This window comes from Lysobacter soli (genome assembly GCF_009755585.1).
GTDB classification, from domain to species: Bacteria; Pseudomonadota; Gammaproteobacteria; order Xanthomonadales; family Xanthomonadaceae; genus Lysobacter_J; species Lysobacter_J soli.
The window spans coordinates 2,517,235-2,532,549 of sequence record NZ_CP046603.1 but is presented as its reverse complement, the minus strand read 5'-3'; the positions used below and the strand labels follow the sequence as shown (position 1 = coordinate 2,532,549).

Annotated in this window: 17 protein-coding genes; 2 read left to right on the top strand and 15 right to left on the bottom strand. The window is 67.3% G+C overall.

Going from position 1 to position 15,315, the window contains the following annotated elements:
* Positions 1-7: 7 nt before the first annotated feature.
* From GOY17_RS11505 to asnS, 15 genes are all read right to left on the bottom strand, one after another.
* The gene (locus GOY17_RS11505) at positions 8-694 is read right to left on the bottom strand and encodes a DUF2461 domain-containing protein (RefSeq protein WP_157030508.1); all 687 of its coding nucleotides are present in this window, start codon (positions 692-694) and stop codon (positions 8-10) included.
* 48 nt (positions 695-742) lie between these two features.
* Positions 743-2,185 (bottom strand): exodeoxyribonuclease I, encoded by a 1,443-nt coding sequence (gene sbcB, locus GOY17_RS11500; protein WP_157031702.1) that lies wholly within the window; start codon positions 2,183-2,185, stop codon positions 743-745.
* Between the two features lies 1 nt (position 2,186).
* Positions 2,187-3,554 (bottom strand): FAD-dependent oxidoreductase, encoded by a 1,368-nt coding sequence (locus GOY17_RS11495; protein ID WP_157030507.1) that lies wholly within the window; start codon positions 3,552-3,554, stop codon positions 2,187-2,189.
* An 80-nt stretch (positions 3,555-3,634) separates the two neighbouring features.
* A complete protein-coding gene (gene kynU, locus GOY17_RS11490) occupies positions 3,635-4,933 on the bottom strand; it encodes a kynureninase (protein ID WP_157030506.1) in 1,299 nt (432 codons plus the stop codon).
* Between the two features lie 4 nt (positions 4,934-4,937).
* Positions 4,938-5,306, bottom strand: coding sequence for a 5-carboxymethyl-2-hydroxymuconate Delta-isomerase (locus GOY17_RS11485; protein ID WP_157030505.1), 369 nt, complete (start codon positions 5,304-5,306; stop codon positions 4,938-4,940).
* A 10-nt stretch (positions 5,307-5,316) separates the two neighbouring features.
* Entirely contained in the window at positions 5,317-6,327 is a 1,011-nt protein-coding gene (locus GOY17_RS11480) for an amidohydrolase family protein (RefSeq protein WP_157030504.1), read from the bottom strand.
* A 16-nt stretch (positions 6,328-6,343) separates the two neighbouring features.
* Positions 6,344-6,874, bottom strand: coding sequence for a 3-hydroxyanthranilate 3,4-dioxygenase (locus tag GOY17_RS11475; protein WP_157030503.1), 531 nt, complete (start codon positions 6,872-6,874; stop codon positions 6,344-6,346).
* Between the two features lie 82 nt (positions 6,875-6,956).
* Complete coding sequence (locus tag GOY17_RS11470) at positions 6,957-7,406, bottom strand: RidA family protein (RefSeq protein WP_157030502.1); 450 nt, start codon at positions 7,404-7,406, stop codon at positions 6,957-6,959.
* Complete coding sequence (gene can, locus GOY17_RS11465; protein WP_115841693.1) at positions 7,403-8,074, bottom strand: carbonate dehydratase; 672 nt, start codon at positions 8,072-8,074, stop codon at positions 7,403-7,405. Before can ends, GOY17_RS11470 begins: the two co-directional genes overlap by 4 nt.
* Positions 8,075-8,078: 4 nt before the next feature.
* A complete protein-coding gene (locus GOY17_RS11460; RefSeq protein WP_157030501.1) occupies positions 8,079-9,503 on the bottom strand; it encodes an aldehyde dehydrogenase in 1,425 nt (474 codons plus the stop codon).
* An 82-nt stretch (positions 9,504-9,585) separates the two neighbouring features.
* A complete protein-coding gene (locus GOY17_RS11455; protein ID WP_157030500.1) occupies positions 9,586-10,371 on the bottom strand; it encodes an SDR family oxidoreductase in 786 nt (261 codons plus the stop codon).
* Between the two features lies 1 nt (position 10,372).
* Positions 10,373-11,008, bottom strand: coding sequence for an FMN-binding negative transcriptional regulator (locus GOY17_RS11450; RefSeq protein WP_157030499.1), 636 nt, complete (start codon positions 11,006-11,008; stop codon positions 10,373-10,375).
* A 9-nt stretch (positions 11,009-11,017) separates the two neighbouring features.
* A complete protein-coding gene (locus GOY17_RS11445; RefSeq protein ID WP_115841689.1) occupies positions 11,018-11,326 on the bottom strand; it encodes a hypothetical protein in 309 nt (102 codons plus the stop codon).
* Positions 11,323-11,628: a hypothetical protein gene (locus GOY17_RS11440; protein WP_157030498.1), complete on the bottom strand. Its 306-nt coding sequence runs from the start codon at positions 11,626-11,628 to the stop codon at positions 11,323-11,325. Before GOY17_RS11440 ends, GOY17_RS11445 begins: the two co-directional genes overlap by 4 nt.
* A gap of 7 nt (positions 11,629-11,635) precedes the next feature.
* Positions 11,636-13,036, bottom strand: a complete 1,401-nt coding sequence (gene asnS / locus GOY17_RS11435; RefSeq protein ID WP_115841687.1) for an asparagine--tRNA ligase — start codon at positions 13,034-13,036, stop codon at positions 11,636-11,638.
* Positions 13,037-13,160: 124 nt separating this feature from the next.
* Here asnS and GOY17_RS11430 point away from each other — a divergent pair, with 124 nt between their 5' ends.
* Together GOY17_RS11430 and GOY17_RS11425 are read left to right on the top strand one after the other, a co-directional pair.
* Positions 13,161-13,499 (top strand): HesB/IscA family protein, encoded by a 339-nt coding sequence (locus GOY17_RS11430; protein ID WP_115841686.1) that lies wholly within the window; start codon positions 13,161-13,163, stop codon positions 13,497-13,499.
* A gap of 134 nt (positions 13,500-13,633) precedes the next feature.
* Entirely contained in the window at positions 13,634-15,190 is a 1,557-nt protein-coding gene (locus GOY17_RS11425; protein WP_157030497.1) for a fumarate hydratase, read from the top strand.
* Positions 15,191-15,315: the final 125 nt, after the last annotated feature.

The window sequence follows — 15,315 nt, the reverse complement described above, 5'->3', positions numbered from 1 at the left end:
CTCCGGATCAGAATTCCAGGTCCAGCGCCGCGCACAGGTAATCGACGAACTTCGCCATGCCGTTCAGGTCGGTCTCCAGCGTCTTCAGCAGGCGTGGGCCGATCATCGTCGCGTCGTCGATCACGCGGAACGCGACGAAGTTCTTGCGCTTGAGGTCGTCGGCGAACTCGAAGTCGTCGGGGAAGCCGCGCGGCATGCGCGTGAGCATCTCGTCCTCGTCGAGGTCGAAGCGTCGGCGGAACTTCGCGTCGTGCGCGGCGGCTTTCCAGCTGCCCGGGTTGTCGAGGATGAAGTGGCGCACGCGACGCAGCGTGTCCGGCTGCGGATGCCACAGGCCCGCGCCGACGAAGCAGTTGCCCGGCTGGATCTGCACGTAGAACGACGGCGCTTCGACCTGGCGCCCGCGCTCGTGGAACAGCCGCGCGCCCTGCCAGGTCTTGTACGGCGTCTTGTCGTTGGCGAAGCGCGTGTCGCGCTGGATGCGGAACAGCGAGCCGCCGACACCGCTGGGTGCGGCGCGATAGTGCTCGCTTACGCCGGCAAGCACGGGCTGCAGGTCGGTCAGCAGGCGCTGGAACGGTTCCTTCAGGTGCGCGTCGTAGTCGGCCTTGTGGGTCTGGAACCACGTACGGTTGTTGTTGCGCGCGATGCCGCGCAGGAACTTGAAGCTTGCTTCGCTGAAATAGGTGGCCATGAGGCGGGGAGTCCGGGGCTTGGGTCCTATCTGGGGCGCGGCGGGCGCTTATTCCAGCCCGGCCGCGATGTCCCGCCCCCAGATTTCGAGCTGATCGAGCAATACCTGCTTCTGCGTGTCCTGCGCGTGCAGGGCGCGCAGCATGCCGATTTCCTCGGCGAAACGCGCGAAGCTGTACTCCGAGGCGCCGGATTCGTCGTACAGCCGCCAGCGACGGTAGTCGTTCCAGCGCGCCCATTCTTCCGCATCCAGCGTTTCGGGCCAGTTGCGTGCGCGGTAGCGGAACAGCATCTCCGGCAGGCGCGCGTCGCGGAACGCGAACTCGGCCAACCCCAGCGATTCCGGCGGCGTGGTGCGCACCTGCGGAAACAGGCGCTTGTCGCTGTCGCCGATGAAGCCGTCGTAAAGCGAGGCATCCACGTCGGAGGCCACACGTTCGCGCTCAGCGCCGAACACCTGCCGCACTTTCTCGGCGATCGCCGGACCGGCCTCGCGGACGCGCGCGGCGCGTTCCTCGGCGAGCACCGGATCGATGCGCAGGCGGTCGAAATCCGGCCCGCGCAGGTGATCCCACGAAATCAGCGCCGGACAGCGGTTGGTGTGCACTTCCTTCAGCGCAACGCGCGACTCGCCTTCGGGCAGGTCGACCGCGCGCACGTAGAGACGCTCGGCGATGCCTTCCGGGCTGAGGCGCAGCAGTGCATCGGGATCCTGTTCGAGATCGAACACGATCACGCGGCTGTCGATGCGCGGATGTCGCGCGATCGGCAGCACCGGCGCGGCGCACAGGCGGCTGGCCGGGAACTTCTGCGATACGTGCAGCACGGGCTTCATCGCGATGACGTCGAGCAGGCTCGATGCGTAGCGCTTGTCGCGCAGGCGAAGCGCGTAGTCCCACAGGCGCGGCTGCGCTTCCTTCAGCTTGCGCGCAAGGCCGATCAGCGCACGCACGTCCGACAGCGCCTCGTGCGCGTCGCCGATGCGCACGCCGTTGGCCTCGGCAAGGTGCTCGAGCTTGAACGACGTTGCGCCATCCTCGCGCGTGGGCCAGACCAGCCCGTCCGGACGGATCGCGTGCGCTAGGCGCAACACGTCGAGCAGGTCCCAACGCGAATTTCCGCCGCGCCACTCGCGCTCGTACGCGTCGAAGAAATTGCGGAACAGGCCGTGGCGGATGAACTCGTCGTCGAAGCGCAGCGAGTTGTAGCCGAGCGAGCAGGTTTCCGGTCGCGCCATCTCCTCGAAGATCAACGCGAACGCCGCCGCTTCGCTCATGCCTTCGCGCAGCGCGTGCTGCGGCGTGATGCCGGTGACCATGGTGGCGCCGGGCGACGGCAGGAGGTCGTCGGCAGGCCGCACGAACACGCTGATCGGCGTTTCGACCTGGTTGAGGTCGCAGTCGGTTCGGATCGCCGCGAACTGCGCGATGCGCGTGGTGCGCGGATCGGCGCCGAAGGTTTCCAGGTCGTAGAAAAGAAAGCTGCCCGGCACGTCAGGCGTCCACGGGCAGCGGCGAGAGGCGTTCGCGCACGGCGGCATCGACCGCGCTCCAGTCGAGCGTGTCGAGCGACGCATGGCCGCGCGTGAGATCCACCAGCAGATCCCGCTGCTGCCGCCCGCGCTCGAATGCCGTGGCGTACGGAATGCGGTGGAAGGTCACCATCGCGTACCGCGGCATGAAACGATCCGGATGACGCTGCGCGAGTTCGCGTTCGAGCGCGCGCTGCAGCAGGTAATCGTCGTCGTCCACGCGGTCGCGCATCTCCAGGTAATTCTCCAGCGCCATCTGCTGGATCGCACGCGCGTTCGGCAGGCGATCGGCCTGGAACTCGGCGAATGCTGCTGCGCGATCGGGCTGCGCATCGAGTTGTTCGGCCAGTGCGACGCAGTCCTCGAACGCGCAGTTCATGCCTTGCCCGTGGAACGGCACCATCGCGTGCGCGGCGTCGCCCAGCAGCACGGCGCGACCGTCCAGGTGCCAGCGATCCAGGTAGAGCGTCGCGAGGATGCCGGTCGGGTTGCGTTCGAAATCCTGCTCCAGATCCGGAATCAGCGGCAGCGCATCGGCGAAGTCGCGTTCGAACAACGCGCGCGCGTCACGTCCGGTACGCACCGTCGCGAAGCTCGGATCGCCTTCGTTGGGCAGGAACAGCGTGACGGTGAAGGTGCGTTCGTCGTTGGGCAGGGCAATGCACATGTAGCGGCCGCGCGGCCAGATGTGCAGTGCGTTGGGTTCGATGCTGAAGCTGCCGTCCCGCGCCGGCGGGATCTCCAGTTCCTTGTACGAATGCCCCAGCGATTCGGTGCGTTCGCCCAGATCGACCTGCTTCGCCATCGCCGAACGCAATGCCGATCCCGCGCCGTCCGCACCGACAAGCGATTCGAATGCCGCCTGGTGCGTGCTGCCGTCGCGCGGATCGGTGAACGTCGCGATGCGCGCGTCGAAATCGACGTTCGACAACCCCCGGTCGAAGTGCAGCCGCGCGCCGGCGCGTTCGGCGATGTCGAGCAGCACGACATTGAGTTCCCCGCGATGCACCGACCAGATCACTTCGCTATCGTCGCGACCGTAGCGCTGCAGGTCGGTGCGTCCATCGAGGAAGTGCACCATGCGGCCGCGCATCATCACCGCGTGCTTCATCACCGCGTCGTCCGCACCGGCGAGTCGAAGCGCGTGACGGCCGCGCTCGGCCAGCGCGAGGTTGATCGAGCGCCCACCGCCGTAGCCCTGCACGCGCGGATCGCCGCGCTTCTCGTACACGTCCACGCGCCAGCCGCGCTGCACAAGCAGCGTTGCGAGCACCGCACCGGCGAGGCCGGCGCCGATGAGGGTGATGTGGCGGTTGTCGGATTTGCTCACGTGTGTGTTCTTCCTGCTGTCATCCCCGTGAAGGCGGGCCGGTAAGTCGTGGATTCCCGCCTTCGCGGGAATGACGGTTCTCAACCATCCCGCCACGCCTCCACCGCCCGCACGAAGCGCAGCACGTCCGCGTGCGTGTTGTAGAGCGGGGTGGGCGAGATGCGGATGACGTCCGGTTCGCGCCAGTCGCCCAGCACGCCGCGCGTGGCGAGGTCATCGAACAATGCGCGTCCGGCGTCGCGGCCGGTGAGACCGCGGCCGCCGATCACGCGAAGGGACAGCTGGCAGCCGCGCTGGGCGGGGTCGGCCGGCGTGACGATCTGCAGCGTGCCGTCCAGCCGCTCGCGGATCAGCGCTTCGAGATAGCCCGTCAGGTGCAGTGATTTCGCGCGCAGCGCGGGCATACCGGCCGCATCGAACAGCTCGAGCGAAGCGCGCAGTGGCGCCATGCCGAGGATCGGCGGATTGCTCAGCTGCCAGCCTTCCGCGCCAGGCGTCGGCACGAAATGCGGGCCCATACGGAAGCGCGTGTTCTGCTCATGCCCCCACCAGCCGGCGAAACGCGGGCGATCGCTGTGCGCGTGGCGCTCGTGCACGAAGCATCCGGCGACCGCGCCCGGGCCGCTGTTGACGTACTTGTAGTGACACCACACGGCGAAATCGACGCCGCTGTCGTGCAGCGCGAGTTCGAGATTGCCCACCGCGTGCGCAAGGTCGAAGCCGCACACGGCGCCGTGCGCGTGCGCGATCTTCACGATGCGCGGCATGTCGAACGCCTGTCCGGTGCGGTACTGCACGCCCGGCCACAGCACGAGGGCGAGTCGCGCGCCGTGCGTGGCGATCGCGCGCTCGATCGCTTCCATCGACGTCGTGCCATCGTCGCGATCAGGCTGCACTTCGATCAGGTCCGTCGCCGGATCGAATCCGTGGAAACGAATCTGCGACTCGACGGCGTAGCGATCGGACGGGAACGCGCCTGCTTCGACCAGGATCGCCGGCCGCTCGCGCGTGGGACGGTAGAAGCTCACCATCATGAAATGCAGGTTCGCCGTGAGCGTGTTCATCGCCACGACTTCCAGCGGCTTCGCACCGACCAGTCGCGCGAGCGATTCGCGCACCAGTTCGTGGTACGGCATCCATTGCGCCTGGCCGGTGAAATGGCCTTCGACGGCTTCGTGCGCCCACTTGTCCAGCACTTCCTCGACGTGCGCACGCGCACCCCGCGGCTGCAGCCCCAGCGAATTGCCGACGAAGTACGCCTGGTCGGCGCCGACGTGTTGCGGGATCAGAAACTGCGAGCGCATGTCGCGCAGCGGATCGGCGGCGTCCTGGGCGAGTGCGTACGTATCGGAGTAAAGCTCGGAAACTGCGTCGGTCATGGAATCAGCCGTTCGGCGCGTCGACGACGCGCTTGGTGTAGGTGCGCGCATCGAGCTCGTCGACCTCGACGCACAGTTGCGTGGACGGCGGGTGGCCGGTGAGCACGGAAGACAATGCCGCGATGATCAGGTCGGCGAAGCCCTTGCGTGTGGTGTCGTCGCGGCCCGGCAGCACCTTCAGCTGCACGTGGATGAACGCGCGCCCGGCATCGGCGACGCCGACGCGGTAATCGTCCAGCCGCAACGCGCGGCTCTTGATCGCTTCCTCGTCGAAATGACCGCTGTCGGCGAGCGCCTGGTTGATTGCGCGCAAGGCCGCGGTCGGATTGAATTCCGCGAGGTTCACCGTGTACTGCAACGTGACGTGCGGCATGTGCGGGCCCTCAGGCGAATCGGGCCATCGAGAGGCCCAGCCACTCCAGCGCGGTGCCGTGGTACAGGCGCGCGCGATCTTCGTCGGACAGGTCCAGCGCGGCGATACCGGCGCCGGGTTCCTGTTCGCCGAGCGGGAAGGGATAGTCGGTGCCGAGCATCACGCGATCGACGCCGCAGGTGTCGAGCAGGTAACGCAGCGCACGCGGATCGGCGACCCACGAATCGAAGAACAGCTGGTTCAAATAGTCACGCGGATTGCGGGGATTGTCCGTCGCGACGAGGTCCGGCCGCATGTTGAAGCCGTGTTCGATGCGTCCGATGGTGTACGGGAAACTGCCGCCGCCGTGCGCCATGCAGACTTTCAGGTTCGGCACGCGTTCAAGCACGCCGCCGAAGATCAGGCAGCACGCGGCGCGCGACTGCTCCGCCGGCATGCCGACCAGCCACGGCAGCCAGTATTTCGGCATCGTCGCCGCACCCATCATGTCCCACGGATGCACGAGGATCGCGGCGCCAAGTTCGCCCGCGGCCTGGAAGAAATCGAACAGCTCCGGCGCGTCGAGGTTCCAGTCGTTGATGTGGCTGCCGATCTGCACGCCCTGCAGGCCGAGCTGGTCCATGCAGCGCTCCAGTTCCTGGATCGCGAGACGCGGCGACTGCAGCGGCACGGTGCCGATACCGGCGTAGTGGCGAGGGTACTCGCGGCACGCTTCGGCCATGTGCTCGTTGAGCGCTTGGTGCAGCTCCAGCGCGTGGTGCGGCTTCGCCCAGTAACTGAACATCACCGGCACGGTGCTGATTACCTGCACCTGCACGCCGAAACGCGCGTAGTCGTCGATGCGTTCCTGCGGATCCCACGTCTTGGACCAGATCTCGCGGAAGAACTTGCCGTCCTTGTAGATGCGATGGCGCCCGTCTTCGGTGTGGTGGATCACCGGGAAGCGGTCGTCGCCGTACTTGCGCGCCAGGTTCGGCCAGTCGCGCGGAAGGTAGTGGGCGTGGGTGTCGATCTTGAGCATGCGCGACGGTGCGTCCTCAGGTATCCGGCATCACGTACTTCGACGGCGCGGGGTTCACGTGGCCGCATTGCCCGCACGTGCGATGGTCGCGCGAGGCGTAGAAGCGGTCGAACACCGGCGGGAAGTCGGTTTCGATGTTGCGCAGCGGGAAGAACTCCTCATACAGCTTGTGGTTGCAGCGTTCGCAGAACCACATCAGGCCGTCGAGTTCCTCGGGGCGGCGACGGCGTTCGATCACCAGTCCGATCGAATCGGGCATGCGCTGCGGCGAATGCGGCACGCGCGGCGGCAGCAGGAAGATTTCGCCGGCCCTGATCGGGATGTCGCGCGCCTGTCCGTCTTCCTGGATGCGCAGGATCATCTCGCCTTCGAGCTGGTAGAACCACTCGGCGCCCTCGTCGAAGTGGTAGTCGGTGCGCTGGTTCGGGCCGCCGACGACCATCACGATGAAATCGCCGACGTAGATCACCTTGTTGCCCACCGGCGGCTTGAGCAGGTGGCGGTGTTCCTCGATCCAGGCGTGCAGGTTGATGGGGCCGGGAAGCATGCTGGTTTCTCCCCCTCTCCCGCTGGCGGGAGAGGGCTGGGGTGAGGGCAGGTCGGAAGCGTGCGGCATGTTCGCCCTCACCCTAACCCTCTCCCGCAAGCGGGAGAGGGGACTTGATCGCGGCCACGCACTTGAGTTCGATCGCGATCTGCGTCGGCAGCGCGGTGATGCCCAGCGTGGTGCGGCACGGCGCGGTGTCGATGTCCGGGAAGTACTCGGCCCAGACCGCGTTGTAGGCCCTGAAATCGTGCGCCATGTCGGTGAGGTAGACGGTCACGTCGACGAGGTCTTCCCAACGCGCGCCGCTGGCTTCCAGCACGGTGCGCACGTTGGCGAACACCGCGCGCGTCTGCGCGTCGATGTCGTAGCTGATCAGGCGCCCCTCGGCGTCGTGGACGTTGCCGACGATGGCGTTGCTCGCCGGGTCGCGCGGGCCGATGCCCGAGAGGAAGAGAAGGTCGCCCACGCGGCGCGCATGCGGGTACTGGCCCACGGGCTTGGGAGCGGCGCCGGCGCGGATGACGTCGTTCATCGCGGCGAGTCCCCGCCGAATCCGTTCACGCGCTTGATCGCCGCCTTGTACAGGCCGTCGAGCTGGTCATGCGAGCTGACGTCGATGGCCATGTCCGACACCAGGCCGTTGCGCAGGCTGTAGACCCAGCCGTGCACGGTCAGCTCCTGGCCGCGCGCCCAGGCGTCACGGACGATGGTGGTCAGGCAGACGTTCTGCACCTGCTCGATCACGTTGAGTTCGCACAGGCGGTCATGGCGTTCGCTGTCCTGCGCGTGGTGCAGGCAGCCTTCGTGCTTCTCGGCGACGTCCGACACGTGGCGAAGCCAGTTGTCGGCCAGCCCCACGCGCGTGCCGTGCAGCGCAGCGTGCACACCACCGCAACCGTAATGGCCCACTACGAGGATGTGCTTGACCTTCAGCACGTCGACGGCGAACTGGATCACCGACAGGCAGTTGAGGTCGGTGTGCACGACGACGTTGGCGATGTTGCGATGGACGAACACCTCGCCCGGCGCCATGTCGATGACCTGGTTGGCGGGCACGCGCGAATCCGAGCAGCCGATCCACAGGTATTCGGGCGCCTGCTGCTTGGACAGGCGCTGGAAGAACTCAGGGTCCTCGCGGTTGATCCGTTCGGACCATTCGCGGTTGTTGTTGAGCAGGTCGGTAAGCGGGCCGGTAGTCATCGGTTCATTCCAGTTGCAGGCCGACGTTCTTGGCGTCGGTAAAAAAGCGCATGGCCTCGAATCCGCCTTCACGGCCGAGGCCGGACGCGCCCGAGCCGCCGAACGGCGTGCGCAGGTCGCGTTGAAGCCAGGTGTTGATCCACACCATGCCAGCGCGCAACTGCGCCGCCAGGCGATGCGCGCGTCGCAGGTCGCGCGTCCATACCGAGGCGGCGAGGCCGTACTCGCCGGCATTTGCGAGCGAAAGCGCGTGCGTGTCGGTGTCGAAGGGTTGCAGCGTCACTACTGGTCCGAAGATCTCGTCGCGATTGCTCGCGCAATCCGGCCCGAGGCCTTCGATCACCGTCGGTGCGACGAACCAGCCGGGTCGATCGAGCGAGTTGCCGCCGCACAGCACCTTGCCGCCTTCGTCGCGCGCACGCTGCAGCGCAGCCATGACCTTGTCGAAGTGCGCGCGCGAGACGAGCGGGCCGAGCTGGTTGTCCTCGTCGATCGGATCGCCCACGCGCAACTGCTGCGCGCGTTCAACCAGCGCGTCGCGGAACTCGGTGTAGATGCTGCGCTCGATCAGCATGCGCGAGCCGCACAGGCAGATCTGCCCGGAATTCTGGAATGCCGAGCGCACCAGTGTGTCGAGGTGGTCGCGCCAGTCGCTGTCGGCGAAGACGAGCGTGGGATTCTTGCCGCCGAGTTCCAGCGACACCTTCTTCAGCAGCGGGCTCGCGATGCCCGCGATACGCCGACCGACCGGCGTGCTGCCGGTGAAGGAAATCGCCTTGACGCGCGCATCGGCCACCAGCGGTTCGCCGACGTCGGGACCCAGTCCGTGCACGATGTTGAGCACGCCTTTCGGAAATCCGATTTCCGCCGCGAGCTCGCCCAGCATCGTCGCCGTCACCGGCGTCACTTCCGACGGTTTGGCGACCACCGTGTTGCCGGCCGCGAGCGCGGGCGCGATCTTCCACGTGAACAGGTACAGCGGGAGATTCCACGGCGAGATCGTGCCGACCACGCCGAGTGGCTGGCGCAAGGTGTAGTTCAACCCGGCCTGGCCATGGTGCGATTCACTGGCGAACTGCGTCGCGGCGTGCGCGAAGAAACGCAGGTTGCTGATCGCCCGCGGGATCTCGGCTTCGCGTGCGAGCTTGATGGGCTTGCCGCCATCGCGCGACTCGGCGTGCGCGAAATCGTCGAGCTTCGCTTCGAGTGCGTCGGCCAGCTTTTCCAGCCAGCGCGCGCGTTCGCTGTGGGGCAGGGCGGACCAGGCGGGAAACGCGTCTTCGGCGGCGGCGATCGCCGCGTCCACGTCGCCGGCATCGCCCAGTGCGACTTCCGCGAAGGCCTTGCCGTTGGCTGGATCGAAAACCTCGCCCCACCGGCCGGATGCCGGCTCGCGTGGTTCACCGGCGATGAAGTGGCGAAGGCGCATGGGGCTAGCTTAACAGCGCGGGTGGGACGTGCTGATGAGTATGGTGGCGATGCTGCACGACACCAATGCCGTGGTCAGGGCATTACAACGACCGGGTACGGCCGCCGTCGACGGGAAGGTTCACGCCGGTGATGTAGGACGCCGCCGGCGAACACAGGAACGCGATCGCCGCGGCGGTTTCCTCCGGGCGCGCGAAGCGGCGCATCGGGATCTCCGACACCATCTTCTCGAACACTTCGTCGCGGGTGCGTCCCGTCTTCGCCGAGGTGTTGTCGATGATCTGCTCGATGCGCGGCGTCTCGGTGGAACCGGGCAGCACGTTGTTCACGGTGATGCCCTTGGGCGCAAGTTCGGTCGCGAGCGTCTTCGCCCAGCTCGCCACCGCCCAGCGCGTGGTGTTGGACACGCCCAGGCCTTGCAGCGGTTCCTTCACCGACGTCGAGATGACGTTGACGATGCGGCCATAGCCATCGCGTTCCATCCCGGGCACGACGTTTTCGGCGAGCACGTGGTTGGCGATGAGGTGCTGCCGGTACGCGGCCTCGAACGCGGCGATCTCGGCGCCGTGCACCGGGCCGGGCGGCGGGCCGCCGGTGTTGTTGACCAGCACATGCACGGACCTCGCGGACACCAGCGCCTGCACTTTCGCGCGCAGCGTGTCGGTATCGGCGCTGTCGACGGCGATCCAGCCGTGCGTCTGTCCCTTGTCCGTCGGTAGCGTGGTGACGAGCTCCCGGAGCCGCTCTTCGCGACGCGCGAGCAGCGTGACGTCGGCGCCGAGTCCGGCGAGCGCCTGCGCGGCCGCGAGGCCGATGCCCTGGCTCGCGCCGCAGACGAGCGCGTGCTTTCCGGTGAGGTCGAGGTCCACGTCAGTCTCCGTTGCGTTCGGTGGTCATGCGTTCGCGCATCAGCGCGGCGGTTTCGCGGCCGGCCTCGCGCGATTGCGCTTCCAGCTGCGACGCCACCGCGTCGCGATTGGCCATCGGATGGTTCTGGCTGAGCTTGAACTTCAGCGCGATCTCGTGCGCGATGAAGCGGAAGCCCACGATGCCGCGCAGCTGGCGGCGAAGATCGTCGCGTTCGAATTCGAAACGCCAGTCGCCACCGACGGTGGCTTCGTGATCGATGCTCAGTCCGTCGACGACTTCGGCGAGCGAGCGCTCATCGTCGAAGGTCGACAGCGTGCCGCGCAGGTGCGCGACGGCGTAGTTCCACGTCGGCACGCGCGCGGCGGCTTCCTTGTCGGGATACCAGCCCGGCGAGACGTACGCGTGCGGGCCATGGAAGATCGCCAGCGCGGGGCCGGCGTGCGTCGCCTGCGGGTTGGGTCGCGCCCAGTGGCCGATCAGTTCGACGTGGTCGCCGCTGCGCCGGTACAGCACTGGAAGGTGGCTGACGACGGGTTCGCCGTCGCGCACCGTGACCAGCGTGATGAAACGATCGCGTCCTGCCAGCCGGTCCAGCGCTTCGAGGTCGTGCTCGGCGAAGGCGCGGGGCAGGTACATGGCGTGCGATCAGTGCCGCGAGGGAAGCTGCTGGACCATCTGCGGGCGAAGCACGTCGAGGCCTTCGCCGCTGGGCGGCACGAGTTCGTCCAGCGCGAAGCCGCGATTGCGTGCGTCGTCGTCGTCGAGGCCGTCGAGCGAGACGAACTCGGCGTCCATCAGCGCCGCGCGCGCGCTGTCCTCGCTGTCGTAGGGCTGGCTGATGCCGTCGCTGTCGAGCACTTCGGCGGTGCCGGCCTCGAGCACGCGCAGGCGCGCCCAGATCAGCGTGCGGCCGATCGTGGCGAGCCACCACTGGTCGTTGACGTTCTCGTTCATCCGGTCACCACCGCGAGGATCCAGAGCAGGGCCGCGCACACCAGGCCGCCGATGATGGTCAGGAGCGAGATCCGCGCGGGAGTCGCCAGGCCGTTGAGGTTGCCGTCGTTCGCCGAGAGATAGCCGCGACGCAGCAGCCAGCCCCACGCCGACGGCCGCGCGAACGCGCCTTCGCCCAGTTCCATCTGCAGCTGCGGATGACGGTCGCGGATGTGCACCAGCGACAGCGGCCAGAAGATCACGAACGCGCAGAAGCCGGCGATGGCGATGGCGACGAAGAGCAGGGAGAAGAAGAGGATCACGGCGCGATCAATACTCCGCGCTGCCCGGCGCGCGCGGGTACGGGATCGCGTCGCGGATGTTGCTCAGGCCGCAGACGTACACCACCAGGCGCTCGAAACCGAGGCCGAAACCGGCGTGCGGGACGGTGCCGTAGCGGCGGAAATCGCGATACCAGCCGTAATGCGCCGGATCCAGCCCGAACTGCGCCATGCGAGCGTCGAGCATGTCCAGGCGTTCCTCGCGCTGGCTGCCGCCGATGATCTCGCCGATGCCCGGCGCGAGCACGTCCATCGCGGCGACGGTCTTGCCGTCGTCGTTCAGGCGCATGTAGAAGGCCTTGATGTGCTCGGGATAGTTGGTGACCACGACCGGGCGGCCGACGTGTTCTTCCGTCAGCCAGCGCTCGTGCTCGGTCTGCAGGTCCAGGCCCCACTCGACGGGGAAGTCGAACTTCTTGTCGGCCTTCTGCAGCAGCTTGATCGCGTCGGTGTATTCGATGCGCTCGAACGGCGCGTTGACGAACGACTCCAGGCGCGTGATCGCGTCCTTCTGCACGCGCTCGGCGATGAAGGCCATGTCGTCGGCGCGCTCGGCGAGCACGGCGCGGAACATGTACTTCAGGAATTCCTCGGCGACGCGCGCGTCCTCGGCGAGGTCGGCGAAGGCGATTTCCGGCTCGATCATCCAGAATTCGGCGAGGTGGCGCGTGGTGTTGCTGTTCTCGGCGCGGAAGGTCGGCCCGAAGGTGTAGACCTTGCTCAGCGACAGCGCGTACGCCTCGACGTTGAGCTGGCCGGAAACCGTCAGGAAGGTTTCCTTGCCGAAGAAATCACGGCTGAAATCGATGCCCCCCTTGTCGTCGCGCGGCAGGTTGGCCATGTCGAGCGTGGAGACGCGGAACATCTGGCCGGCGCCCTCGGCGTCGGACGTGGTCACGATCGGCGTGGAGATCCAGTAGAAGCCGTTTTCGTGGAAGTAGCGGTGGGCGGCCTTGGCCAGGCAGTCGCGGATGCGCGTGACGGCGCCGAACAGGTTCGTGCGCGGGCGCAGGTGGGCGACTTCGCGCAGGAATTCCAGCGAATGCGCCTTGGGCTGGATGGGGTAGGTTTCCGGATCCTCGACCCAGCCGACCACTTCCAGGCTGCTGGCCTGGATCTCGAACGCCTGGCCCTGGCCCTGTGAGGCCACCAGCGTGCCGGTGGCGATCACCGCGCAGCCGGCGGTGAGGCGCTTCACCTCGGATTCGTAGTTGGGCAGTTCGGCCGGCGCGACGACCTGGATCGGCGCGAAGCACGAGCCGTCGCTGACGTTGACGAAGCTGAGCCCGGCCTTGGAATCGCGCCGGGTGCGTACCCAGCCGCGGACCGTGACTTCGCCACCCGCCGGGATCTTGCCCGCGAGCGCCTGTTCGACGCTGACCACCGTCATGCCTTGAATCCTTGCCGCTTCGGGCCAATGTGGGGAAAGGCCGGAGTTTACCGAACGCCCGGCATCGCGTCGCTATAATCCCTAGTCGTAACCCATTGAAGTGGAAACACGCCCGGAGTCCTGCATGGCCGTCACCCTCGCTCCCGCCGCCCTCGAACGCGTCCAGCGCTATCTCGTCGAATCCCCCGACGCGATCGGCCTGCGCTTCGGCGTGACCCGCACGGGCTGCTCGGGCTGGCAGTACAAGGCCGACCTGACGCGCGATCAGGGCGCCGACGACACCGTCTTCGAGCAGGAAGGCGTGCGCATCTACGTCGACGCGCTGAGCCTGCCGCTGGTGGATGGCACGCAGATCGACCTGGTGAAGCAGCGCCTGGGCGAGCAGTTCCTGTTCCGCAACCCCAACGTCACGGCCGAGTGCGGTTGCGGCGAGAGCTTCACGACCAAGGCCGACGCGGCCTGATCGCAAGGTCACGGCCACAGGCGCCAGCCGGACGGACCGTTCCGGCGCAGGGCCCCGCCGGCGATGCAATGGCGGGGTCCGACCGGGCTCGACGGGCTAGAATGGCGGTTCCGCCGCCAGCAAGTCCGCCCGCCGTGAGCAACACCGCAACGCAGCCGTTCGCCGCCAGCCAGCCTGTCTCGATCCGCCAGGAAGACCTGATCCAGTCGATCGCCGACGGCCTGCAGTACATCAGCTACTACCATCCGGTCGACTACATCCAGAACCTCGCCGCCGCCTATGAGCGCGAGGAGTCGCCGGCGGCGAAGGACGCCATCGCCCAGATCCTGATCAACTCGCGCATGTGCGCCGAGGGCCACCGCCCGATCTGCCAGGACACCGGCATCGTCACCGTGTTCCTCGAGATCGGCATGAACGTGCGCTGGGACGACGCCACGATGTCGGTCGAGGACATGGTCCACGAAGGCGTGCGTCGCGCGTACAACCATCCGGACAACAAGCTGCGTGCGTCCGTGCTGGCCGACCCGGCCGGCAAGCGCACTAACACGAAGGACAACACACCGGGCGTGGTCAACGTGAAGGTCGTACCGGGCAACAAGGTCGACGTGATCGTCGCGGCGAAGGGCGGCGGTTCGGAAGCCAAATCCAAGTTCGCGATGCTCAACCCGTCCGACTCCATCGTCGACTGGGTGCTCAAGACCGTGCCGACCATGGGCGCCGGCTGGTGCCCGCCCGGCATGCTCGGCATCGGCATTGGCGGCACCGCCGAGAAGGCGATGCTGTTGGCGAAGGAATCGCTGATGGAGCCCATCGACATCACCGACCTGCAGGCGCGCGGCCCGTCCAATCGCGCCGAGGAACTGCGCCTGGAGCTGTATGAGAAGGTCAATGCGCTCGGCATCGGCGCGCAGGGCCTGGGCGGTCTGACGACCGTGCTCGACATCAAGGTCAAGGATTACCCGACGCATGCCGCCAACCTGCCGGTGGCGATGATCCCGAACTGCGCCGCCACGCGGCACGCGCACTTCACGCTCGACGGCAGCGGCCCGGTGATGCTCGATCCGCCGTCGCTGGCCGACTGGCCGGAGCTGACCTACGACGCGTCGAAGGGTCGTCGCGTGAACCTGGACACGCTGACGAAGGAAGACGTCGCCAGCTGGAAGCCGGGCGAAGTCCTGCTGCTCAACGGCAAGCTGCTGACCGGTCGCGACGCCGCGCACAAGCGCATGGTCGACATGCTCAACAAGGGCGAGGCGCTGCCGGTCGATCTGCGCGGCCGCTTCATCTACTACGTCGGCCCGGTCGATCCGGTGCGCGACGAGGTCGTCGGCCCCGCCGGCCCGACCACCGCCACCCGCATGGACAAGTTCACCGAGCAGGTGCTCGCCCAGACCGGCCTGCTGGGCATGGTCGGCAAGGCCGAGCGCGGCCCGGCTGCGATCGAGGCCATCCGCAAGCACCAGTCGGCTTACCTGATGGCGGTCGGCGGCGCGGCGTACCTGGTGTCCAAGGCGATCAAGGCGGCGAAGGTCGTCGGCTTCGCGGACCTGGGCATGGAAGCGATCTACGAATTCGAAGTGCAGGACATGCCGGTGACGGTCGCCGTGGATTCGACCGGCGAGTCGGTGCACAAAACCGGCCCGCGCGAATGGCAGGCCCGCATCGGCAAGATTCCGGTGGTGGTGGAGTAATCGCTTGAAGCCCCTCTCCAGGCGGGAGAGGGGTTGGGGTGAGGGTAGGGACGCGATGCGTGCGCGCACTCGCGGTGTGTTACCCGCGTCAGTACATGACGCCGCGATCAGGATGGGTTCCAGCT

Coding starts and splice junctions, on each gene's coding strand:
- GOY17_RS11505 (WP_157030508.1), bottom strand. CDS start 694: ATGGCCACCTATTTCAGCGAAGCAAGCTTCAAGTTCCTGCGCGGCATC.
- kynU (WP_157030506.1), bottom strand. CDS start 4,933: ATGACCGACGCAGTTTCCGAGCTTTACTCCGATACGTACGCACTCGCC.
- GOY17_RS11485 (WP_157030505.1), bottom strand. CDS start 5,306: ATGCCGCACGTCACGTTGCAGTACACGGTGAACCTCGCGGAATTCAAT.
- GOY17_RS11480 (WP_157030504.1), bottom strand. CDS start 6,327: ATGCTCAAGATCGACACCCACGCCCACTACCTTCCGCGCGACTGGCCG.
- GOY17_RS11475 (WP_157030503.1), bottom strand. CDS start 6,874: ATGCTTCCCGGCCCCATCAACCTGCACGCCTGGATCGAGGAACACCGC.
- GOY17_RS11470 (WP_157030502.1), bottom strand. CDS start 7,406: ATGAACGACGTCATCCGCGCCGGCGCCGCTCCCAAGCCCGTGGGCCAG.
- can (WP_115841693.1), bottom strand. CDS start 8,074: ATGACTACCGGCCCGCTTACCGACCTGCTCAACAACAACCGCGAATGG.
- GOY17_RS11460 (WP_157030501.1), bottom strand. CDS start 9,503: ATGCGCCTTCGCCACTTCATCGCCGGTGAACCACGCGAGCCGGCATCC.
- GOY17_RS11450 (WP_157030499.1), bottom strand. CDS start 11,008: ATGTACCTGCCCCGCGCCTTCGCCGAGCACGACCTCGAAGCGCTGGAC.
- GOY17_RS11445 (WP_115841689.1), bottom strand. CDS start 11,326: ATGAACGAGAACGTCAACGACCAGTGGTGGCTCGCCACGATCGGCCGC.
- asnS (WP_115841687.1), bottom strand. CDS start 13,036: ATGACGGTGGTCAGCGTCGAACAGGCGCTCGCGGGCAAGATCCCGGCG.
- GOY17_RS11430 (WP_115841686.1), top strand. CDS start 13,161: ATGGCCGTCACCCTCGCTCCCGCCGCCCTCGAACGCGTCCAGCGCTAT.